Annotated in this window: 20 protein-coding genes, 4 tRNA genes, 1 other RNA gene and 1 pseudogene; 11 read left to right on the forward strand and 15 right to left on the reverse strand. The window is 72.7% G+C overall.

All coding sequences use genetic code 11. The features are described from left to right. Positions 1–10 precede the first annotated feature (10 nt). The gene (gene opcA / locus ABZY57_RS13985) at positions 11–946 is read left to right on the forward strand and encodes a glucose-6-phosphate dehydrogenase assembly protein OpcA (RefSeq protein WP_356511516.1); all 936 of its coding nucleotides are present in this window, start codon (positions 11–13) and stop codon (positions 944–946) included. On the opposite strand, the gene ABZY57_RS13990 is transcribed toward opcA, so the two are convergent. After that, positions 892–1,368: a cupin domain-containing protein gene (locus ABZY57_RS13990; protein ID WP_356511518.1), complete on the reverse strand. Its 477-nt coding sequence runs from the start codon at positions 1,366–1,368 to the stop codon at positions 892–894. The two genes, opcA and ABZY57_RS13990, sit on opposite strands and share 55 nt — an antisense overlap. A gap of 54 nt (positions 1,369–1,422) precedes the next feature. After that, positions 1,423–2,067, reverse strand: coding sequence for an HhH-GPD-type base excision DNA repair protein (locus ABZY57_RS13995; RefSeq protein ID WP_356511520.1), 645 nt, complete (start codon positions 2,065–2,067; stop codon positions 1,423–1,425). Between the two features lie 108 nt (positions 2,068–2,175). Between ABZY57_RS13995 and ABZY57_RS14000 the strand changes: the two genes are divergently transcribed. Further along, positions 2,176–2,988 (forward strand): VOC family protein, encoded by an 813-nt coding sequence (locus ABZY57_RS14000; RefSeq protein WP_356511522.1) that lies wholly within the window; start codon positions 2,176–2,178, stop codon positions 2,986–2,988. A gap of 118 nt (positions 2,989–3,106) precedes the next feature. Here ABZY57_RS14000 and ABZY57_RS14005 read toward each other — a convergent pair whose 3' ends face one another. Beyond that, positions 3,107–3,454, reverse strand: coding sequence for a DoxX family protein (locus tag ABZY57_RS14005; protein ID WP_356511524.1), 348 nt, complete (start codon positions 3,452–3,454; stop codon positions 3,107–3,109). A gap of 275 nt (positions 3,455–3,729) precedes the next feature. Between ABZY57_RS14005 and ABZY57_RS14010 the strand changes: the two genes are divergently transcribed. After that, the gene (locus tag ABZY57_RS14010) at positions 3,730–4,149 is read left to right on the forward strand and encodes a TOBE domain-containing protein (protein ID WP_356511526.1); all 420 of its coding nucleotides are present in this window, start codon (positions 3,730–3,732) and stop codon (positions 4,147–4,149) included. A 17-nt stretch (positions 4,150–4,166) separates the two neighbouring features. Here ABZY57_RS14010 and ABZY57_RS14015 read toward each other — a convergent pair whose 3' ends face one another. Both ABZY57_RS14015 and ABZY57_RS14020 read right to left on the reverse strand, forming a co-directional pair. Beyond that, positions 4,167–4,613: a molybdopterin-dependent oxidoreductase gene (locus tag ABZY57_RS14015; RefSeq protein WP_356511528.1), complete on the reverse strand. Its 447-nt coding sequence runs from the start codon at positions 4,611–4,613 to the stop codon at positions 4,167–4,169. A gap of 212 nt (positions 4,614–4,825) precedes the next feature. Then, positions 4,826–4,976: pseudogene (locus ABZY57_RS14020) on the reverse strand (MerR family transcriptional regulator); the annotation flags it as partial. A 147-nt stretch (positions 4,977–5,123) separates the two neighbouring features. On the opposite strand from ABZY57_RS14020, the gene ABZY57_RS14025 reads away from it, so the two are divergent. Next, the gene (locus ABZY57_RS14025) at positions 5,124–6,014 is read left to right on the forward strand and encodes a universal stress protein (RefSeq protein ID WP_356511530.1); all 891 of its coding nucleotides are present in this window, start codon (positions 5,124–5,126) and stop codon (positions 6,012–6,014) included. Between the two features lie 46 nt (positions 6,015–6,060). On the opposite strand, the gene ABZY57_RS14030 is transcribed toward ABZY57_RS14025, so the two are convergent. The 4 genes from ABZY57_RS14030 to ABZY57_RS14045 all read right to left on the reverse strand — a co-directional run bounded on the left by ABZY57_RS14030 (position 6,061) and on the right by ABZY57_RS14045 (position 9,852). Beyond that, positions 6,061–7,761, reverse strand: coding sequence for an aspartate-alanine antiporter (locus tag ABZY57_RS14030; protein ID WP_356511532.1), 1,701 nt, complete (start codon positions 7,759–7,761; stop codon positions 6,061–6,063). 187 nt (positions 7,762–7,948) lie between these two features. Next, positions 7,949–8,842: an RNA polymerase sigma-70 factor gene (locus ABZY57_RS14035; RefSeq protein WP_356511534.1), complete on the reverse strand. Its 894-nt coding sequence runs from the start codon at positions 8,840–8,842 to the stop codon at positions 7,949–7,951. A 9-nt stretch (positions 8,843–8,851) separates the two neighbouring features. After that, a complete protein-coding gene (locus ABZY57_RS14040) occupies positions 8,852–9,649 on the reverse strand; it encodes a histone deacetylase (RefSeq protein ID WP_356511536.1) in 798 nt (265 codons plus the stop codon). 115 nt (positions 9,650–9,764) lie between these two features. Further along, positions 9,765–9,852, reverse strand: a tRNA-Ser gene (locus tag ABZY57_RS14045). Between the two features lie 152 nt (positions 9,853–10,004). Here ABZY57_RS14045 and ffs point away from each other — a divergent pair. The 6 genes from ffs to ABZY57_RS14075 all read left to right on the forward strand — a co-directional run bounded on the left by ffs (position 10,005) and on the right by ABZY57_RS14075 (position 18,177). Further along, positions 10,005–10,103: signal recognition particle sRNA small type (ffs, locus tag ABZY57_RS14050), an RNA gene on the forward strand. A gap of 190 nt (positions 10,104–10,293) precedes the next feature. After that, a complete protein-coding gene (locus ABZY57_RS14055) occupies positions 10,294–12,300 on the forward strand; it encodes a DNA polymerase III subunit gamma and tau (protein WP_356511538.1) in 2,007 nt (668 codons plus the stop codon). Positions 12,301–12,360: 60 nt separating this feature from the next. Next, the gene (gene purD, locus ABZY57_RS14060; RefSeq protein ID WP_356511540.1) at positions 12,361–13,614 is read left to right on the forward strand and encodes a phosphoribosylamine--glycine ligase; all 1,254 of its coding nucleotides are present in this window, start codon (positions 12,361–12,363) and stop codon (positions 13,612–13,614) included. Positions 13,615–13,922: 308 nt separating this feature from the next. Continuing rightward, the gene (locus tag ABZY57_RS14065) at positions 13,923–15,530 is read left to right on the forward strand and encodes a hypothetical protein (RefSeq protein WP_356511541.1); all 1,608 of its coding nucleotides are present in this window, start codon (positions 13,923–13,925) and stop codon (positions 15,528–15,530) included. Positions 15,531–15,698: 168 nt separating this feature from the next. Beyond that, positions 15,699–17,186, forward strand: coding sequence for a N,N-dimethylformamidase beta subunit family domain-containing protein (locus ABZY57_RS14070; protein ID WP_356511543.1), 1,488 nt, complete (start codon positions 15,699–15,701; stop codon positions 17,184–17,186). A gap of 88 nt (positions 17,187–17,274) precedes the next feature. After that, positions 17,275–18,177: a phosphoribosylaminoimidazolesuccinocarboxamide synthase gene (locus tag ABZY57_RS14075; RefSeq protein WP_356511545.1), complete on the forward strand. Its 903-nt coding sequence runs from the start codon at positions 17,275–17,277 to the stop codon at positions 18,175–18,177. Between the two features lie 104 nt (positions 18,178–18,281). Here the strand turns inward: ABZY57_RS14075 and ABZY57_RS14080 are convergent. From ABZY57_RS14080 to ABZY57_RS14105, 6 genes are all read right to left on the reverse strand, one after another. Then, a tRNA-Gly gene (locus tag ABZY57_RS14080) sits at positions 18,282–18,354 on the reverse strand. Positions 18,355–18,378: 24 nt separating this feature from the next. Continuing rightward, on the reverse strand, positions 18,379–18,990 hold the full coding sequence (locus ABZY57_RS14085) for a response regulator transcription factor (protein WP_243341173.1): 612 nt from the start codon (positions 18,988–18,990) through the stop codon (positions 18,379–18,381). Then, complete coding sequence (locus tag ABZY57_RS14090) at positions 18,987–20,231, reverse strand: histidine kinase (RefSeq protein ID WP_356511548.1); 1,245 nt, start codon at positions 20,229–20,231, stop codon at positions 18,987–18,989. Before ABZY57_RS14090 ends, ABZY57_RS14085 begins: the two co-directional genes overlap by 4 nt. Positions 20,232–20,356: 125 nt before the next feature. Beyond that, positions 20,357–20,429: transfer RNA gene (locus ABZY57_RS14095), tRNA-Gly, on the reverse strand. 79 nt (positions 20,430–20,508) lie between these two features. Then, positions 20,509–20,580, reverse strand: a tRNA-Gly gene (locus ABZY57_RS14100). Between the two features lie 86 nt (positions 20,581–20,666). Beyond that, positions 20,667–20,984: an Lsr2 family protein gene (locus ABZY57_RS14105; protein ID WP_356511550.1), complete on the reverse strand. Its 318-nt coding sequence runs from the start codon at positions 20,982–20,984 to the stop codon at positions 20,667–20,669. Positions 20,985–21,339: 355 nt separating this feature from the next. On the opposite strand from ABZY57_RS14105, the gene purS reads away from it, so the two are divergent. Further along, positions 21,340–21,591, forward strand: a complete 252-nt coding sequence (gene purS / locus ABZY57_RS14110; RefSeq protein ID WP_008740952.1) for a phosphoribosylformylglycinamidine synthase subunit PurS — start codon at positions 21,340–21,342, stop codon at positions 21,589–21,591. Positions 21,592–21,593: the final 2 nt, after the last annotated feature.

The following is a 21,593-nucleotide window of genomic DNA, read 5'->3' on the forward strand; positions in this document are numbered from 1 at the left end:
GACTCGGAGTATGCGGACCGAACTCACCGATACGACTTCCAGCAAGGTCAACCGGGCCCTGCTCGACGCGCGACGGGCCGTCGGGAGCCCCACGATGGGGCTCGTGCTCAACCTCCTCGTCGCCACGGACGAGGAGAACGCCTACGACGCCGTCCGCGCGGCCTCCGAGGCCGCGCGCGAGCACCCCTGCCGGATCATCGCGGTGATCAAGCGCACCGCACGCGGACCGCAGCGGCTGCGGCAGAACCGTCTCGACGCCGAGCTGCGGGTCGGCTCCGACGCCGGGTCCGGGGAGATCGTGCTGCTCCGGCTGCACGGGGCGCTGGGCGAGCACGCGGGCTCCGTGGTGCTCCCGCTGCTGGTGCCGGACGCGCCCGTGGTGGCCTGGTGGCCCGCGGAGGCCCCGGCCGCGCCGGGCCGGGACCCGCTCGGCGCCCTCGCGCAGCGCCGGATCACGGACGCCGAGGCGGCACCCGACCCGGTCGCCGCGCTCGACCTCCGGGCCGGCACCTACGAGCCCGGGGACACCGATCTGGCCTGGACCCGGCTCACCCCGTGGCGGTCGCTGCTGGCCGCCGCCCTGGACCAGAAGCCGATCCCGGTGACGGGCGCGGCCGTGGAGAGCGAGCCCGGGAACGCGAGCTCCGAGCTGCTGGCCCGCTGGCTGGAGGACCGGCTCGGCGTGCCCGTGGAGCGGGTGGCGACCGACGGTCCGGTCATCACCCGGGTCCGGCTGACGACCACGGCCGGGGAGATCCGCGTGGACCGTCCGGACGGGGTCCTGGCCACCCTGCTCCTGCCGGGCAGCCCCGACCGCAAGGTGGCGCTCAAGATCCGCAGCAGCGCCGAACTCATCGCGGAGGAGCTGCGACGGCTCGACGCCGACGAGATCTACGCTTCGGCGCTGCGCTTCAGGCGGCCGGCCCAGGTGTCGCTCTCCGCGTAGTGGTTGTCGTAGACCGGCTGGCTGTCGATGATGTCCTGCACCGTGGCCTCGCCGGCCCGGACCCGGCCGAGCAGCCGGTAGTAGTCGAAGCGGCCCATGCCCGGGGTGAAGCCCACGAAGACCTCGGCGGTGCTGTCCGCGGCCGGGGCGAAGGCGTGCTTCACGCCGGGCGGCACGGCGAGGAAGTCGCCCTTGGTCAGGGTGTGTATCTCGTCGCCGAGGAGGACGTCGAGCCTGCCGTCCGTGACGTGGAAGAACTCGGTCGCCTTGGTGTGGAAGTGCACCGGGGCACCCGCCGCGCCGACCTCGAAGGTGGCCGTGTTGCAGGTGAGCTCGGCCGTGTCCGTGAGCAGCGTGATCAGGCTGCCGGGACCGTCGGAGATGATCTCGGCACTGGCGGCGCGGGTCAGGTTCTCAGTCATGATCACGAGCTTAGGGGCAGGGTCCGACAACGCGCGCGACACCCGCCCGAACCGTCAATTCCGTTTACTGGAAGCGCTGGTGGCCGCTTTCTCCGCCTTCGCGGCGGCCTTCGCCTCCTGCTTGTGCGCCCTTACCTTGGCCAGCGACTCCGGGCCGGTGATGTCGGCCGCCGACCGGTAGACGTTCGCCGGCCCGTACCCGCCGGCCGCCTCGCGCCAGCCGCGCGGCCGTACCCCGAACCGCTTGCCGAGCAGCGCCAGGAAGATCTGGGCCTTCTGCTCCCCGAAGCCCGGCAGCGCCCGTAGACGCGCCAGCAGCTCGGCGCCGGTCCCCACATCGGCCCACACCGCCGCCGCGTCCCCTTCGTAGTGCTCCACCAGGTACGCGCACAGCTGCTGCACCCGCTTCGCCATCGAGCCCGGGTAGCGGTGCACGGCCGGCTTCTCGGAGAGCAGCGCGGCGAAGGCCTCCGGGTCGTAGGCGGCGATCACGTGCGCGTCCAGGTCGTCGGAGCCGAGGCGCCGGGCGATCGTGTAGGGCCCCGAGAACGCCCATTCCATGGGTACCTGCTGGTCCAGCAGCATCCCGACCAGCGCGGCGAGCGGGCTGCGGCCCAGCAGCTCGTCGGCATCCGGCTGCTGGGCGAGCCGGATGGTGACCCCGCCGGTGGCGGCGCCGGTGTCCTTGTCTGTGTCCATGCACCCAGGGTCCCGCGCGGCGGTGCTCCCCGCGCGATTGTCAGAGCCCGCGCCTAGCGTGAGAACCCAGACGGGTCACGTCGTACACGACACAGGAGTCGATCGATCATGGCTGAGTTCCCCGAAGGCGCGCCCTGCTGGGTGGACGCGATGTTCACCGATGTGGAGGGCGCCAAGACGTTCTACGCCGATGTACTGGGATGGACCTTCGGCGAGGCCAGCACCGAATACGGCAACTACACGCAGGCCTACTCCGACGGCAAGGCCGTAGCGGCCGTCGTCCCGCCGATGCCGGGCGGGGACACGCACTCGCAGTGGTGTCTGTACCTCGCCTCGTCCGACGCGGCGGCCACGGCCGAGAAGATCAAGGCGGCCGGCGGCGAACTGCTGATGGAGCCGATGCGGGTCGGCACCTTCGGGACGATGGCGATCGCGAAGGAGCCGAGCGGCGCGGTCTTCGGCGTCTGGCAGCCCGGCGAGCACAAGGGCTTCGAGAAGATCGGCGAATCCGGTGCGTACGCGTGGGCGGAGGTCTTCACGCGGGACCCGGCCACGGCGGACGAGTTCCTGCCGAAGGTCTTCCCGTACGAGTCCCAGCAGATGGAGACCGGGGACGACCCCGAGACGGCCGGCATGGACTTCAAGGTGTTCAGCCTGGGCGGCAAGGAGAACGCGGTGCTCGGCCGGATGGAGATGGGCAAGGACTTCCCGCCGCACATGCCGCCCTACATCCAGATCTACTTCGGGGTCCCGGACTGCGACGAGGCGGTCGCGAAGACCCAGGCCCACGGCGGCAAGCTGCACTTCGGCCCCATGGACAGCCCCTTCGGCCGCTTCGCGGCGGTGACGGACCCGCAGGGCGCGGCCTTCGCCGTGATCGACATGTCGACGACGGTCGGCGAGATGCCGAAGTTCGGCTGACGGGCGGAGCGCAGCCGGACCGCTCCTCCGGGCCGGGCCTCGGGACGCGCCGTCCCGGGGCCCGGCCCGCTTTCCGGCCCGGAACACCTGCCCGCGCCCGCCTGTGCCCGCCCGCGCCCTACGCGGCGAAGCCGAGGGCGAAGGCGGCCACGACCGGGGCCATGTAGATCACCGGGAAGGGGGCGTGGGCGTAGGCCCGGGCCCGGAGGACGGTGATCACGGCGCCGGTGTAGTAGAGGACCAGGCCGATGCCGGCGGCGATGCCGACGGCCGGGACGACGAGGCCGGCCAGCAGGCCCAGCGCTCCGGCGGCCTTGGCCGCGCCGAGCGGGGTCCACCAGGTCTCGGGGACCCCGTACTGCTCCATGGCCTCCACGACCCACGGGGCGCGGCGCAGGAGCGAGTACCCCGAGAAGCCCGACATGGCGGCGGCGAGTACGGCGACGACGGTGGCGGCGATGTCCATGAGGGGCTCCTCGGTAGGCGGCGCGTCCGGCGGTCCGGACGGCGGTCGGGCGGTTCTTTCTTCCTCACCGCACTGACCCGCGCCGCCGCACGGATGTGACAGGAACTCCGAAGATTCTTTTGCCGGCGCATCGGACAGCCGCCCGGGTGGTTCCGGCCGGCGGACGAGACGGGTTGAAGGCAGGCCCGCCCGAGGCCGCCTAGCGTCGGTCTCGTGCGGTTGTCTCCCCCCGGGCCGTACGAACCGAACCGCCTACGGAAGAGGTCGAACCACTGATGAGCCTGAGCATCCGCAACCAGATCGCCGGCACCGTCACCTCCGTCACCTCGGGCGAGGCCATGACGACGGTCAAGGTCCGCCTGGAAGGTGGCCAGGACATCACCGCCGCGATCACCACCGACGCCGTCAAGGACCTCGGCCTCGCCGCGGGCTCCTCCGTCAAGGCGCTGGTCAAGGCCACCGAGGTCGCTTTGGCCACCGGCGCCGTCGAGGGCATCTCCATCCGCAACCAGATCGCCGGCACCGTCGCGGACATCGCCACCGGCGGCGCCATGGCCTCCGTCAAGGTGGACGTGAACGGCGGCGGCCTGACCGCCGCCATCACCAAGGACGCCGTGGAGGCGCTCGGCCTGGCCGCCGGGTCCTCCGTCGTCGCGCTGATCAAGTCGACCGAGATCTCCCTCGCGACGGCCTGAGGGCCGGACGGCCTGCCCTACAGCCCCAGGCTCGGCGGAGACAGGGCGCCGAACCACACGTGCGTGACGGCGCTGACGTATCGCGCCCCGCACCGGTCCGAGGGAACCACCAGCTGCGCACCCGCCTCGTCGAGGTCCTCACCGTCCAGGCGGGTCGCCAGCAGCACCGGGCTCGCGCCGAAGTCGGTGTCCAACTCGGCCCAGGACAGCATCGAATGGTGCCCGTCGCCGCCGGTCACGGCGAGCAGGAACCGCGAACGGTCCTTGCGGCGGCGGGCGTCGAAGGCCGGGCCGGCGGCCGAGATGACCTCCCGGAGCAAAGGGCCCTCGAACACGTGGTGTTGCGGCCCGTTCGCCGCGCAGTCGAACGCGACCGCGGCCCGGTGCTGTGCCCAGCCCCGCAGGTCCGCGACGCTGAGCGTCGCCGGGTGGTCCAGGTCTCCGTGCAGCATGAGTTCGGCCATGGGTGCGTCATGCCCGGCGACACGCCGTGCGGAACCTCATCTGCAAGGTTGAGAGCTTGATGTGAGCCGCACCTACGCACTCATTGGTCGATTCCACCTGGCAGGCTCCGCGCACCTCCGGCCGTCCGGGCGTCCTGGATCCGCTGCCGGACAACGTCCCGCGTCACCGGCAGCTCCGTGAAGCGGATCCCCGTCGCGTCCCGGAGCGCGTTGGCGAAGGCGGCGAGGGTGACCCCGTCGACGATCCGTGCCCCGTCGGGCGACCGGACCGCGAGCAGCCGCCCCCCCGTCGGCCCAGCGGCGGACGGTCTCGGGGCTCACGCACAGCAGGCCGGCGGCCTGCCCGATCGAGTACGAGGGCACGCCCGCGGCCCAGGGCCTGTCGCCGGACTCCTGTCCGCCTCGCGGCACAGGCCGTAAAGGCCATTAACCCGTCAAAACGGAAGGTTGGCGTAGCGTCGTAGGAGCGACCAGGAATTGGCCGCGGCATATGAACGAAGGGTGCCGCCGATGTCCGTCCCGTCCGCCCAGCCCACCCCGTCCACCGAGCCCATCGAGCCCACCGAGCCCACCCCGCCCGTCCCGCCCGCGCCCCTCCTCGTCGGGTTCGACGGGTCCGCCCGGAGCCTCGCCGCCGCCCGGTGGGCCGCCCCTGAGGCCCTGGCGGCCGGGGCGCCGCTCCGGCTGCTCCACGTGGGCCAGGCCTGGCCGACCATCCAGCCGATCTCGGTGGAGTTCCAGCCCGTGCTCGGCGCGAGCGAGTCGGCGGCCAGGACCGTACTGGCGTCCCTCGCCGAGGAACTCCGCACCACCCACCAGGACCTGACCGTCGAGGCGGCCACCGCCGAGGGAGGGCCGGGCAACGAGATCCCGCGGGAGGCCGCCCGGGTCCACGCCGGGCTGATCGTGCTCGGAGCGAGCGGCGAGGCCCGCCACCATGTGGCCCCGGGGCTCGGCTCCACCGCACTGCACGTCGCGGGGCGCGCCGAGGTCCCCGTCGTCCTGGTGCGGGAGCCGGCCGAGCGCGCGCCGCACGGACACGGGGTCGTCGTAGGGGTGGACCCGGCGGGCGACCACGCCGCGGTACTCGACTTCGCGTACGCCTGGGCGGCGCGGCACGCGCTCCCGCTGCGCGCCGTGCACGCGGTGCACGGGGGCCAGGCGGACCCCGGGCCGCTCGAAGCGGCGGTGGCCGCGGCCGGCGCGCGCTACCCGCAGGTGCCGACCGAGTGCGTGACCCGCCCCGGCGACCCGGCGCAGCTCCTGCTCGACGAGTCCGCCGAAGCCGACCTCCTGGTCGTGGGCCGCCGCCACCACCGTCCCCTCCACGGCATGGGCCCGACGGACCACGCGGTGGCCCACCACGCCCACAGCCCGGTGGCCCTGGTCCCCCACGGCTAGGCCGCGCACCCGTCCGAGAGCGGCCTCGCCCCGGCCCCGCAGACCCTCACCGCCGCAGCAGCACGATCGCCGACCCCCACATCGTCAGCAGTACGTTGCCCAGGGCGTACGGGACCGTCGTCCCCAGGGCCGGGATCTGGCTGCGGGCGCGCTCCGTCAGGGCGCCGAGGGCGGCCGTCGTGGTCTGGGCTCCGGCCAGGGCGCCGAGCAGGATCGGGAGGGGGAGCCGCTGCACGAAGTGCCCGTAGGCGAATCCGGCCAGCAGCGGCACGCTCGTCACGGCGGCGCCCCAGAGCAGCAGCGGCCAGCCGGCCTCGCGCAGCCCCGGGACGAAGCTCGGGCCGGCGTTGAGGCCGACGACCGTGACGAACACGCACAGGCCGAGCGTGCCCATCAGCCACTGCGCGGCCGACGGCAGGTTCCCGTAGGTGGGGTACTTGCTCCGGATCCAGCCGAAGACCAGCCCCATCAGCAGCGCCCCGGTGGAGGTGGACAGCGACAGTGGCGCACCGGCCGCGTGCAGCGCCGGGATGCCGAGGCAGCCGCCGAGGAAGAGCCCGAGCGCGATCCACACCATGTCCGTCGCGAAGCTGGTCGGCACCGGCCTGCCCAGCTCCGCAGCGGCCGCCTCCACCCGGCTGCGCGGCCCGGTGAGGACCAGGGTGTCGCCCCGCTCCACGGTGTTGTCGAGGCGTACCCGCAGGTCGGCGCCGGCCCGCCGGTGCTCGTCGACGAAGACGCCCGGCATGAACTCCTCGTGGCGCAGGGTGCGGATGGTGCGGCCGCTGTGGTTCCGGCCGGTGATGACCACGTGCAGGGACTCGGTGCGGTAGGCGAGCAGCTCGAAGTCGTCCGTCTCCATCCCGATGTGCGTGCGCGCGTCGTACGCGACGAGGTCGCCGCGGACCGCGCTGACCGCCAGGACGTCCCCGATCTCGACGCGGGTGTCCGCGGTGTGCTCCAGGATCTCCCCGGCGCGCCGCAGCCGGGTGATGTAGAGCCGCCGCCCGGCGGCCTTCTGCTCCGCCTCGAAGTCCCCGATCGTGCGCCCGGCGAAGGCCGCCACGTCGACGGCGTAGGCGCGCAGCACGTGCTTGTAGTAGCCCTCCCCGGCGTCGGGGTCGTCCTCGGCGGCCTCCAGGTCGGCGGCGAGCACGGCGCTCTCGGCCGCGAGGTCCCGGCGCAGGAGGCGGGGCAGGAACCCGGCGAGGAGCAGCGCGGGCAGGACCGTGCCGAGGGGGTACGTGACCGCGTAGGCGACGGCGATCAGATGCGACTGGTCCCGTGCCTCGGCCGCGTCGACGCCGGGCAGGTGGGAGATGGCGTCGGAGCCGACGCCGATGACGGCGGACTGGGTGAGGCCGCCGCCGAGCAGACCGGCCGAGAGGCCGGGCCCGTAACCGGCGAGGGTGGCGCAGGCCCAGGCTGCGGCGAGTCCGGTGACGCAGACGACGAGGGCGAGGACGACCTGGGGGAGGCCGTCCTTGCGCAGGGCGCGGAAGAACTGCGGGCCGACGTCGTAGCCGAGGGCGAAGAGGAACATGAGGAAGAAGACGGACTTGATCGGACCGTCGATCTCGACCTTGACCTGGGAGCCGATGACCAGGCCGGCGACGAGGCATCCGGTGACGGCGCCCAGCGCGATGGACCTGTACCGGATGCGGCCGAGCAGGAAGCCGACGGCGATGGTCAGGAAGATCAGCAGCTCGGGATGGGGCTGGAAGATCTCCGTCCTGAGCCAGTCCACCCACGCCACCCGCACGCACCCGCTTCCCGCCCGACCGCCCGACCTTCTCAGCCGTCTCAGCAGTCTGTGCCGTCTCTGCCGTCTCGGGAAACGGTATGTGCCGGTATGTCCGGCCGCATGCCCAGGGCGCACCGGTTCGCGCCGCTCCACGCCGGCGTCGTCGGGCAGCGCGGACCGCGCCGACAGGTCAGGCGTTCTGCGACAGGTCTCGGAGCTGAGTCGCGAGGAAGGCGAGTTTGTCCGGGTTCAGGACGAGCCGGATGCCGGTGATCCCGCCCTCGCCGAGCTCCAGCGCCCCGAACGCGGTCAGTTCGCCGTCCGCCCAGCTGACCACCGCGGGAACGCCGTTCGCCTCGGTGAACCCGATCCGCGCGCCGTTGACCCACCGGGAGAAGAGACCGACCAGGAAGCGGGCCGCCTTGTCCCGGCCGGCCACCGGTCGGCTCGACGCGCTCGCCTTGCCGCCGCCGTCGGACCAGACGACCACCTGGTCGGAGAGGAGCTGCTCCAACTGGGCCATCGCGCCCTGGGACGCGGCGGCCAGGAACCGGGCCAGCAGCTCGTCGTCCTGCTCCCGCGAGGTGGTGAACCGCGGCCGGCCGTCGGCCAGGTGCTGCTTGGCCCGGCGGTAGAGCTGGCGCGCGTTCGCCTCCGAGCAGCCCAGTACGCCCGCGATGTCCCGGTGGCTGTAGTCGAAGGCGTCGCGCAGGACCACGGCGGCCCGCTCGGGCGGCGACAGCTGCTCCATCATCGTCAGCACGGCGAACGACACCGAGTCCCGCTGCTCCGCCGTCTCCATCGGCCCCAGCGCCCCGGCAGCGGTCTCCACGGGCTCCGGGATCCAGGGCCCGAAGTACTCCTCGCGCTGCACCCGGGCGGAGGTGAGCCGGTTCAGGCACAGGTTGGTGACCACCTTGGCCAGCCACGCGCCCGGCGCGGCCACCTGGCCGGGGCCGACCCCGTGCCAGCGCAGGTACGCGTCCTGGACGGCGTCCTCGGCCTCGGCCGCCGAGCCGAGCATCCGGTACGCCAGCGAGAACAGCCGTGATCGATGGGTCTCGAACTCCTGTGCCGCGTCCATGGCCCCACGCTAGTGCGGCCTCCCGTCAGGCCCCCGCGGACCCCCGCCAGGTCCCCCGGCACCCCCGTCAGCCTCCCCGCGGTCCCCGGTCGGACGCCCGTCGGGCTCCGGCGGGCGTGCGCCGGCGGCTCGCTCCGCCCCGCTCCTCCCCGTGAGCAGTTCGAGCACCTGTCGCGGTGTCCAGTGACCGGTCGCGCCGGGGCAGGCGCACAGGTAGTCGGCGATCTCCCGCGGTCCCCAGGGGCCCGACTCCAGCAGTCCGCCCGCCAGGTAGCGCAGGTACGCGGCGGACGGCATGCGCGGCTCGACGTCCTGGAGGGACCACGGGGCGGTGAACGTCAGCACGGGGACGCCTTCGACCGTCCCCGGGCAGATCAAGGTCTCGTACCGGCCGCTGCCCGACTCGTCGCGGCCGTGGCGGAGCACCGTGGCGAGGTCGAGATCCGTTCCCGGCTCCCTGTACATCTCCTGTGCGCCGATGTCCGACACCTGGCTCACGGTCACGAGGTGGGCGCGCCCCAGCAGGCGGCCGGGCGCCGACGGATCGTAGAAGCCCCTCCCTCCCGTCCACACGGGGGACTCGGTGGCGAAGTAGAGGCATCCGTCGAGCTGGACGGCGATCGACCGCTCCGGTGCCCGGCGGTCGCGGCAGCCGGGATACGAGCGCGTCGCGCCGGGCGGCGTTCCGCCGGCGATGTACGCGGCGAGCCGGTCCGTGTGCATGTTGGAGCCGTACGAGGCGTACCAAACCCGCCCGCGGCCCCGGGGAGCCTCGACACCCAGCGGTACCGCGGTGTGGACGACCATGCCGTTCCCCTCCCACCCGCGGTCGGCGATCAACCAGACCCGACCGGGACGGGGGAACGCGAAGAGCCCCACCGCAAGCGGTGGGGCTCTTCAACGTATTGCCCGGTGAGAGCAATGGCGGAGGATACGAGATTCGAACTCGTGAGGGGTTGCCCCCAACACGCTTTCCAAGCGTGCGCCCTAGGCCACTAGGCGAATCCTCCGCGGCAAACAATACAAGACGTTGAGGGGTGCTCGCGAACGTGATCGTCGGGAGGGCCCGGGCCGGGGTCCGGGCCGGGGTCCGGGTCGGGGGTGCGTGGAGCTCCGGCCGGGGTCCGGCTCGATTCCTGGGCCCTCCATCCGCTAGGGTGGGGCCAGCCCCTCACGTGGCGCTATCTCACCCAACTCCCCCAGGGCCGGAAGGCAGCAAGGGTAAGTGGGCTCTGGCGGGTGCGTGGGGGGCGCTTTGCGTTCCGGGACGGGTCGGGCCGGCCGGGCCGCTGAGCGGGACCACGCGCGGAATGCACGCGCGCACTGTGCTGAGCGGGACCACGCGCGGAATGCACGCGCGCACTGTGCTCAGCAGGACCACGCGCGGGCCACGGCGGACCGGGCGGGTCCGCGGGCCGCCGTTGTCGGTGGGCCCGGATAACCTCGTAGACGTGTCGTCCCTTGCGCTGTACCGCCGCTACCGCCCCGAGTCGTTCGCCGAGGTCATCGGTCAGGAGCATGTCACTGACCCGCTGATGCAGGCGCTGCGCAACAACCGGGTCAATCACGCGTACCTGTTCAGCGGGCCGCGAGGCTGTGGCAAGACCACCAGCGCGCGCATCCTCGCCCGCTGCCTGAACTGTGAGCAGGGCCCCACGCCCACCCCGTGCGGGGAGTGCCAGTCCTGCAAGGACCTCGCGCGCAACGGGCCGGGGTCCATCGACGTCATCGAGATCGACGCCGCCTCGCACGGTGGCGTGGACGACGCCCGTGACCTGCGCGAGAAGGCCTTCTTCGGGCCCGCCTCCAGCCGGTACAAGATCTACATCATCGACGAGGCGCACATGGTCACCCCGGCGGGCTTCAACGCCCTGCTGAAGGTGGTCGAGGAGCCGCCGGAGCACCTCAAGTTCATCTTCGCCACGACCGAGCCCGAGAAGGTCATCGGCACCATCCGGTCCCGCACGCACCACTACCCCTTCCGGCTCGTGCCCCCCGGCACCCTGCGGGACTACCTCGGCGAGGTCTGCGGCCGCGAGGGCGCCCACGTCGAGGAGGGCGTGCTGCCGCTCGTCGTGCGCGCAGGCGCAGGCTCCGTCCGTGACTCCATGTCCGTCATGGACCAGCTCCTGGCCGGCGCCGCCGAGCAGGGTGTGACGTACGCCATGGCCACCTCGCTCCTCGGGTACACCGACGGGACCCTCCTCGACGCCGTCGTGGACGCGTTCGCCGCCGGGGACGGGGCCGCCGCCTTCGAGATCGTCGACCGGGTGGTGGAGGGCGGCAACGACCCGCGCCGCTTCGTCGCCGACCTGCTGGAGCGGCTGCGCGACCTGGTGATCCTGGCCGCCGTGCCCGACGCCCGGGAGAAGGGGCTCATCGACGCCCCCGCCGACGTGGTCGAGCGCATGCAGGCCCAGGCCTCCGTCTTCGGCGCCGCCGAGCTGTCCCGGGCCGCCGATCTGGTCAACACGGGGCTCACCGAGATGCGCGGAGCCACCTCGCCCCGGCTGCAGCTGGAGCTGATCTGCGCCCGCGTGCTGCTCCCCGCCGCCTTCGACGACGAGCGTTCCGTGCAGGCGCGGCTCGACCGGCTGGAGCGCGGCGGTGCGGCCTCCGCCGCCGCTGCCTTCGCCCCGGCCCCCGCCATGGGCTACGTACCCGGGCCGGAGGCCCACGCCATGGCCCCCGCGACTCCGGCTCCCGCGACTCCGGCTCCCGCACCGGCGGCCCCCGCCGCGGGTGCCTGGCCGGGCGCGGCCACCCCCCGCGCCCCGGCAGCACCCGCAGCTCCCCCGGCGGCCGCCCAGGCCTCCGCTCCGGCGGCACCCGCGACCCCGGCACCCGGCATGGCCGCCGGCGCCGGGCAGATCCAGGCCATGTGGCCGGCCGTTCTGGAGGCCGTGAAGAACCGCCGCCGCTTCACCTGGATCCTGCTCAGCCAGAACGCCCAGGTCGCCGGCTTCGACGGCACCACCCTCCAGCTCGGCTTCCCCAACGCCGGAGCCCGCGACAACTTCGCGAGCAGCGGCAGCGAGGACGTCCTCAAGGCGGTGCTCGCCGAGCAGTTCCAGGTCACCTGGAAGATCGAGGCCGTGGTCGGCGGGGGCGCCCAGCCCGTGGCCCCCGTTTCCGCGTCGTCCTACGGGGCTCCGCCCGCACCCGCCTACAACCAGCCACCGGCCCAGCAGGCCCCGCAGCAGCCCCAGCAGCCCCAGCAGTCGTACCAGCAGCAGCCTCAGCAGCCGCCGCAGTCCCAGCAGCCGCAGCAGTCGTACCAGCCGTCGCAGTCCCAGCAGCACCAGCCGCCCACCCACCAGGCGCCCCCGCCGGTCGCCCCCGAGGACGATGTCGCGGAGGCCGACGACCCTGACCTCGTCGACACCGCACTGAGCGGACACGACCTGATCGTGCGCGAGCTCGGGGCCACCGTTGTAGAGGAATATACGAACGAGTAGGGGGTCCGACTTGGGTGCCCGCACGAAGGACTCGCGGGAACGCGGGCTAGTCTTCATGGCGTGAAGGTCCTCGTCATCGGCGGCGGCGCCCGCGAACATGCCCTGTGCCGCTCTCTGTCCCTCGATTCCGACGTCAACGCGCTGTACTGCGCTCCCGGCAACGCCGGCATCGCCGAGGTGGCCGAGCTCCGCCCCGTCGACCCGCTCGACGGCGATGCCGTCGCCCGCCTCGCCACCGAGCTCCGCGCCGACCTGGTCGTCGTCGGTCCGGAGGCCCCGCTCGTCGCCGGGGTCGCCGACTCCGTGCGCGCGGTCGGCATCCCCGTCTTCGGCCCGTCCGCCGAGGCCGCGCAGCTGGAAGGCTCCAAGGCCTTCGCCAAGGACGTGATGGCCGCCGCCGGCGTCCCGACGGCCCGCAGCTACGTGTGCACCACCCCGGAAGAGGTGGACGAGGCCCTCGACGCCTTCGGCGCCCCGTACGTGGTCAAGGACGACGGCCTCGCCGCCGGCAAGGGCGTCGTGGTCACCGACGACCGGGCCGCCGCCCGCGCCCACGCGCTGGGCTGCGACCGGGTGGTCATCGAGGAGTTCCTCGACGGCCCCGAGGTCTCCCTCTTCGCCATCACCGACGGCGTCACCGTGCTGCCGCTCCAGCCCGCGCAGGACTTCAAGCGCGCGCTCGACGGCGACGCGGGCCCCAACACCGGCGGCATGGGCGCGTACTCCCCCCTCCCCTGGGCCGACCCGAAGCTCGTGGAGGAGGTCATGGCCTCCGTCCTGCAGCCCACCGTGGACGAGCTGCGCCGCCGCGGCACCCCCTTCTCCGGGCTGCTCTACGCGGGCCTCGCGATCACCTCGCGCGGCACGCGGGTCATCGAGTTCAACGCCCGCTTCGGCGACCCCGAGACCCAGGTGGTCCTGGCCCGGCTGCGCACCCCGCTCGCGAGCGTGCTGCTGAACGCCGCCAACGGCACCCTGGACACCCTGCCGCCGCTCAGCTGGCGCGAGGACGCGGCCGTCACCGTGGTCATCGCCTCCCACAACTACCCGGAGACCCCGCGCACCGGGGACCCCATCACGGGCCTGGCCGAGGTGGCCGAGCTGGACGCCCCGCACGCGTACGTCCTGCACGCCGGGACCCGCAGCGAGGGCGACGCGGTCGTCAGCGCGGGCGGACGCGTGCTGTCGGTGACGGCGACCGGTTCCGATCTGGCGGAGGCCCGGGACAGGGCGTATAAGGCGGTCGGGCGGATCGGGCTGGACGGCTCGCAGTACCGCACGGACATCGCGGCGAAGGCCGCCGAATCCCGCTGACCGGCGGCGTTCAGCGGATTGCACGGAAGCGGGCCCGGTGCGCACTCGGTGCGGCCGGGCCCGCGCGCATGCTCGCGTGCGAGTGCATCCAGCCTCGTTCGAACGCACCCAGCTTTACCCAAAGCCATTCCATCGGGTGATCGTCACCCGGTCTGCCTGACGGCCGCCTCCGGCCCAACTATGGTGCGGCGCAAGCATTCCGGCTCTCATTCCGGCACATGGCCCACCGGCATTGCGATGTCAGTGGCTGGTGTCACAGTGGGGGAGTGAGCAACGCCGCCGCATGGCAGAGGGGGTGAGGTCCGGCCGTGTCCGGAACCGGTTCGATCGCTGAAGTGGGTACGCCGTCCGCGCGTTCCCGTGCCTTGGCCGTGCTGCGTGTGCGCAGCAGGGCACTGGCCGTCGGGCTGCTGCCCGCCGCGCTGGCCGTGGTGCTGGTGAGCGCCCGTACGACGGGCCGGCTCGCCGGTGACCCCTGGCCGGCCGTGACCCTCGCCGTATGCGCCGTCGCCGCGTTCGTCCTGCTCGTCGGCGGGATCTTCGCCGCCGTCGTGCTGCGGGCGAGCCCCGCCATGACCCCGACCGTGCCGCTGTCGGAGTCCGACGCCCCCGATCTCTACCGGCTCGTGCGGGACCTGGCGGACCGGATGGACGTGCCGGCACCCTCCGCGATAGCCCTGACGCCCGACTGCGACAGCTGGCTGGAGGACCGCACGCACGCGGCGCACCGCCGTGCCCGCGCGCTCATATCAGGTGGGGCCGCCGGATCCGGTGGCCCGGAGTCCGAGCCCGGCGCCGCCCCGGTGCTGGTGATCGGCTCGCCGTTCCTGTGGTGGATGAGGGTCGCGGAGCTCCGTGCCGTTCTCGCGCCCGTCATCGCCGGTACGGGTCCCTCCGCGCACCCGGACATAGCCGACGCGCGCGGATTCGTACGGGGCCTCGACGCCGCCGTGGACGTGGGCGGCCGTCGCTTCCTCGGCTGGATCGCCGCCCCCGCCCGGCTGCTGCTGCGGCTGTGCAGGGTGGACGCCGCCGAGATGGAGCGCGGGGTCGCGGCAGCCGCCTCGGACCGTGCACAGGGTGTGGACTACGCGCTGCGCATCGTCGCCCAGGAGCAGGTCGGGCTGGCGTACGCCGGCTGGGACCGGCTGCTGACCCGCGTCGCGCTGCCCGCGTGGCGGATGGGCCGCTGGCCCGCGCACCTGGACGCGGGCGTCGTCTCCGCACTGACCGAGCTCTCCCGCCGGGACCGGCTGGCCGACGGGTTCACCTCGCGGCTGGGCGAACGCCCGGCGTGCGATCTGCTGGACCGGCCGGGTGCGGTGGACGAGGCCGCCTCGCTGCTGGCGGCGCGGCTCTTCCACGGCGGACCGGCCCATGCCGGTCCGGACTGGTCGCCGGTGGACTGGGCGGCCTATCCGGAGGAGGTCGTCGACCGCAAGTGGCGCACCGAGGCGGCCCGCCTGCTGGCCGCACTGGACGCCCTGTCGGCTTCGACGGTGCCCACCGCGTCCACCGTGGAGCGGGTCCTGACCTACCTCGCCGACGCCGACGCCGACGCCCTGGCGGGCCGGCTGAGCGGTGACCTGGCGCGGGAGGCCGTTCCCGCCCTGGCAGCCGCCGCGGGCCGCGGGGCCGACGCCCTGCCGCTGTTCCCGCTGGAGGCCCCGCGCAGCGGGCGGGACCTGCTGGCGGACCACGTCGTGGCGCTGGTGTGCTGCGCCGCCGTCGACTCCGCCGGGGGTGAGCCCGGGCTGGACTGGCTGGACGGGCCCGTCCTGCTGGTCGCCGGGGTGCGGCGGGCCGATCTCGCCGGACCGGTGCTGTCGCTCGTGGAGGACCGGGACCCCGGCCCGCTCCGGGACTGGCTCGCGGAGGTCGGCGTACGCCCCGAGAAGCCGGTCCGCCTGGTCTAGCGCCGGGCCCGTGCTCTGCGGCCTCTCAGGCCTCCCGAGCCCCAGGACCGACCGTACGCGGGATCCCCGTTGAACTTTTCGCGACGAACGGTGACGGAGTGCGTGCGTTATGTGATGTGCTGGGGATCGGTCGCGGCATTCGGGGGAGCGAGGGAGGGGAGCAGCGGTATGGGTGCGGAGCAGATCCGGCGTTGGGAGTCAGGTGCGCTCGCGCACGCGGTGACCGATCCCTTCGGTCAGGGTCCCCTGCCGTGGTTCCGGGGGAGCGAGCTCTACTACGACGACAGCGGGCAGGTCGTGCCCTGGTACGTGGACCCGGCCGTCGCCGCCGGGCCGGGGCAGCAGATCCCCCGCGCCCGTGGCGCGGGAGGCCCCCGCACCGCCGACGACGTGCACCGGCAGATCAAGGGCTTCACCTCCACCGGTGCCGTCGCTCCCGGTGAGGCCATCGACTTCCACATCACCGTGGATCCGCCCCAGCAGTTCTCCGTGGACGTCTACCGCATCGGGCACTACGGCGGCGACGGCGCCTCCAAGATCACCACGAGCCCCCGGCTCTCCGGGATCGTCCAGCCAGCGCCCCTGACCGCAGACCGCACCGTCTCCTGCCACCACTGGTGGCTGTCCTGGCGGCTGCAGGTCCCCTCGTACTGGAGCATCGGCGCCTACGTGGCGGTGCTGACGACCGCCGACGGATACCGCTCGCACATCCCCTTCACGGTGCGCGACGACCACCCGGCGGACCTGCTGCTCCTGCTGCCCGACATCACCTGGCAGGCCTACAACCTCTACCCGGAGGACGGCAGAACGGGCGCGAGCCTCTACCACGCCTGGGACGAGGAGGGCCGGCTGCTCGGCGAGCGCGACGCCGCCATCACCGTCTCCTTCGACCGCCCCTACGCCGGCGCGGGCCTGCCCCTGCATGTGGGCCACGCCTATGACTTCATCCGCTGGGCCGAGCGCTACGGCTACGACCTCGCCTACGCCGACGCCCGCGACCTGCACGCCGGCCGTGTCGACCCCACCCGCTACCGCGGCCTGGTCTTCCCCGGCCACGACGAGTACTGGTCCGGCCCGATGCGCCGCACGGTCGAGCGCGCCCGCGACCACGGCACCTCGCTCGTCTTCCTCTCCGCCAACACGATGTATTGGCAGGTCGAGCTCTCCCCCTCGCCCTCAGGGGTGGACGACCGGCTCCTCACCTGCCGAAAACGCCGCGGCCCCGGCCGCCCGAGCCTCTGGCGCGAGGTGGACCGTCCGGAGCAGCAACTGCTCGGCATCCAGTACGCGGGACGGGTTCCCGAGCCGGCGCCCCTCATCGTGCGCAATGCCACGCACTGGCTCTGGGACTCCACCGGGGCCGCCGAGAACGACGAACTGCCCGGCCTGGTCGCGGGCGAGGCCGACCGGTACTTCCCTCGCACGCAGCTCCCCGAGCACCAGAGCCGGATCCTGCTCGCGCACTCCCCGTACGAGGACGGCGACGGCCACCGCCGCCACCAGGAGACCTCCCTCTACCGGGCCCCCAGCGGCGCGCTCGTCTTCGCGTCGGGAACCTTCGCCTGGTCCCCGGCCCTCGACCGCCCCGGGCACGTGGACGAGCGGGTCCAGCGGGCCACCGCCAACCTCCTCGACCGCATCTGCAAGAGGGACTGACCGCGGGACCTGCGGACCCGTTGTCCGCGGTCGTGGTCAGGTGCGGGAGAATGGGCCGCGCGCTCGTACAGAACCACAGGGAGACTCCGTGCCCGGATTCGTCGAAAAGCCCGAGCCGGTCCAGGTGCCCGGCCTCGTCCACCTCCACACCGGCAAGGTCCGCGACCTCTACCGCGACGAGGACGGCCACCTCGTCATGGTCGCCAGCGACCGCATCTCCGCCGCCGACTGGGTGCTGCCCACCGAGATCCCGGACAAGGGCCGGATCCTGACGCAGCTCTCCCTGTGGTGGTTCGACCAGCTCGCGGACCTCGTCCCGAATCACGTGATCAGCACCGAGCTGCCCGCCGGCGCCCCCGCCGACTGGGCCGGCCGCGCCCTGGTCTGCCGGAACCTCGACATGGTCCCCGTCGAGTGCGTGGCCCGCGGCTACCTGACCGGCTCGGGCCTCGCCGAGTACGAGAAGACCCGTACGGTCTGCGGACTCGGCCTGCCCGAGGGACTGGTCGACGGCTCCGAACTGCCCGGGGCGATCTTCACCCCGGCCGCCAAGGCCGAGGTCGGCGAGCACGACGAGAACGTCTCCTACGAGGAGGTCGCGCGCACCCAGGGCGCCGAAACGGCCGCCCTGCTGCGCCAGACCACCCTCGCCGTCTACGGCCGCGCCCGGGACATCGCCCGTGACCGCGGGATCATCCTGGCGGACACCAAGTTCGAGTTCGGCTTCGACAAGGACGGCAACCTGGTCGCCGCCGACGAGGTGCTGACCCCGGACTCCTCCCGCTTCTGGCCGGCCGACCTGTGGGAGCCGGGCCACAGCCAGCCGTCCTTCGACAAGCAGTACGTCCGCGACTGGCTGTCCTCCCCGGCCTCCGGCTGGGACTCCAAGGGCGAACTCCCGCCGCCCGCCCTCCCGCAGGAGGTCGTGGAGCAGACCCGCTCCCGGTACGTGGAGGCCTACGAGCGCCTCACCGGCCTTACCTGGGCCTGAGGCGAAACGGTGAAGGGGCCCCGGAAACGGGGCCCCTCTCCCGCGCCCGGGTCCCCGGGAACGAAAGAAGCCCCGGTCCGAGGACCGGGGCTTCTTCACTGCTGAGCGGACAACGCGACTCGAACGCGCGACATCCACCTTGGCAAGGTGGTGCTCTACCAACTGAGCTATGTCCGCAGGTGCGCCGTAGCGCGAGAACTACTATACCCAACCCCGGGACCGTGCGAGACGCACGGCCGTGTGCCGGTTCTCGGCGCCCAGCTTGGTCGCCGCCGAGGACAGGTAGTTCCGTACCGTCCCCGGGGAGAGCGAGGCCCGCTCCGCGATCTCCGCGATCGGCGCCCCGTCCCCCGCCAGTTCCAGCACCTCGGCCTCGCGGGCGGTCAGCGGGGAGTCGCCCGCGCTGATCGCGTCGGCCGCCAACTCCGGGTCCACATAGCGCCCTCCGGCGTGCACGGTCCGGATCAGCTCGGCCAGCCGCTGCGCCGAGACCGTCTTCGGCGCGAAGGCCCGTACGCCCGCGGCGAGGGCCCGCTTCAGGTGGCCGGGCCGGCCGTGGCTGGTCACGATCATGGTCTTGCAGTCGGGGAGTTCGGCCCGCAGGGATGTGGCCACGCTCACACCGTCGGCCCCCGGCATCTGCAGGTCCAGCACCGCCACGTCCGGCCGGTGGGCCCGCGCCATCGCGAGCGCCTCCGGCCCCGAGGCGGCCTCGGCGACGACCAGCAGATCGTCCTCCAGCCCCAGCAGCGCGGCGAGCGCGCCCCGGATCAGGTGCTCGTCGTCGGCCAGCAGTACGCGTACGGGGCTCATGCCCGCGCCTCCAGTTCTCGGATCGGCCCGGCCGCCGGGCCGGGAATCTGCGCCCGCAGCCGGAACCGGCCGCCGTCCACCGGGCCGGCCTCCAGCGTGCCGTCCAGCACCGCGAGCCGTTCCCGCAGACCCGCGAGCCCCGAGCCCGGCGGCCCGGCCGGGGCCTTGGGGGCCCCGTCGTTCTCCACCACCAGCGTGAGCGCGCCCGAGGGGCCCGCCGTCAGCCGGATCACGCAGCTGCGGGCGTCGCCGTGCCGCAGCACGTTCGTCGTCGCCTCGCGCACCACCCAGCCGAGCGCCGACTGGGTCTCGGCGGGCAGTTCGCGGCCCTGTTCGTACTCGACCAGGCAGTCCATCCCGGCCGCGTGCAGCACTCCGCGCGCACCCTCCAGCTCCACCGCGAGGTTCGCCTCCCGGTAGCCGCGGACCACGTCGCGGACCTCCTTCTGGGACTCCCGGGCGATCCGCTGGACCTCGATCATCTGGTCGACGGCTTCGGGGCGTTCGCGCCGCGCGAGCTGGACGGCCAGCTCGCTCTTGAGGGCGATCACCGCCAGGTTGCGGCCCATCACGTCGTGCAGGTCACGGCCGAACCGCAGCCGCTCCTCGGCCACCGCCAGCTGCGCCTGCACCTCGCGGGCCCGGTCCAGCTCGCACACGGTGTCGAGCAGCCAGCCGGAGAACCCGCAGGCGAAGCAGAGGAAGGCGCTGGTCAGCAGCACCCCGACGGCCAGACCGGCGGATTCGCCCGCCGAGATGCCGAAGGCGAGGGACGCCAGGCCGACGAAGGCGGCCGTGGCCGGAGCCACGTAGCGCATCTGCCGGACCTTGCGCAGGCACAGGACGAGCGTGCCGCCGGCGAAGCAGGTCATGCCGGCGACGAGGGTCGGGGCCACCGCCGGGTCACCGGTGAGGCCGGCCGCGCGCAGGCCGAGCACTCCCAGGGTGGCGGCGGCGGTCAGGGCGGTGACGGCGACCGCGAGCCGCACCGGCCGCTCGCGCCGGCCCAGGATCCAGTCGAGCGACCGGGAGGAGAGGAGACCGACGAGCAGGGACTGCGCGACCACCGTCACGAAGAGCGCGACCGGGACGATCGCCGAGCCCTTTCCGGCCGACGAGCCCCCCACGGCCAGTCCGATCGACACGATCTCGATGACCACGAAGAAGTGGAACGACCAGCGCGTGTACAGCTCGACCTTCCCCGCGCTGCTGCGGTTCTTCCACCAGCCGCTGAGTTTCATGGCCCCAGTCTCGCGGCCGCCGGGCCGGGGAGGCCATGACACCTGTCATGGATCTCCCGATAACCCGGGACGGAACAGGACATACGACAAAGGCCCCGGTCAATGACCGGGGCCTTCGTACGCTGAGCGGACGACGCGACTCGAACGCGCGACATCCACCTTGGCAAGGTGGTGCTCTACCAACTGAGCTACGTCCGCATGCCTCTCGCGGCAAAACTGCCGCGCGATGCGTGCATCACTCTACCTGATCCACAACCGTGGTCGGTAAAGCGAGCAGAGCGGGTGACAGGGATCGCACACTGCGCCTTCCCCCTGGAAGGGGGATGTTCTGCTACTGAACTACACCCGCACGACTTCGGGGTCCGACCTGTGGCCTCGCCCCTTGGCGTGATCCACACACTAGCGGACCGGTGGGGGTGGATGGCAAATCGGCACTCAGTGAGCGGCGTTGTACTCCTCGTAGACCTTCTTCGGGATGCGTCCGCGGGGCGGGACGTCGAGCTGGTTGGAGCGGGCCCAGGCCCGGACGACCGCCGGGTCGGGGGCGATGGCGGTGTGCTTGAAGGTCTTCCCGGAGCGGGCCTGCCGGCGGCCGGCGGCCACGAACGGGGCGAGGCTCTTCCTCAGTTTCTTTGCGTTGGCCACATTGAGGTCGATCTCGTACGACTTACCGTCCAGCCCGAAGACGACCGTTTCCGATGCATCTCCGCCATCGATGTCGTCGGAGATCGTGACTACTACGCGCTGCGCCACGGATATCGGTCCCTTCGCGCGACGCCGCTCCCCGCTGACGTGCGCGGACGGAGCGGTGATGTCGCCTGTGTGGATGTTTCGGAGGAATGCATCTTTCTGGCGTCGCCGTGCACCGAAAAATGCCGGTGCAGCGGAGGAATCCTTTGTACCCCGATTCTCATTGCATTGCGAAGCCCAGTTAATTGTCTCCGCGTGTCCCGCCGCAATGCCGGGCGCGTGGTTTTCCGGCGGATTTTGCGAAGCGTTGGTGAAGCAGAATCGTCCGGAGGATCGTACAAGGGCGATATCTACCCGCGTAGAAATTTCGGCCGGGTACGCTGAGGGAACCGCCTTCGCACCAACCACCTCATCGGGAGTGCCAGTGGCACGCGTCGTAGTCGACGTCATGCTCAAGCCGGAGATCCTCGACCCCCAGGGCCAGGCGGTGCAGCGTGCACTGCCGCGCCTGGGCTTCGAAGGGATCGCCGACGTCCGCCAGGGGAAGCGCTTCGAACTGGAGGTGGAGGGACCGGTCGACCAGGCCGCCCTCGACCGCATCCACAAGATGGCCGAAACCTTCCTCGCCAACACCGTCATCGAAGACTTCACCGTGAAGGTCGAGGCCTGACG

This window comes from Streptomyces sp. NPDC006450 (genome assembly GCF_040612195.1).
GTDB lineage: Bacteria > Actinomycetota > Actinomycetes > Streptomycetales > Streptomycetaceae > Streptomyces.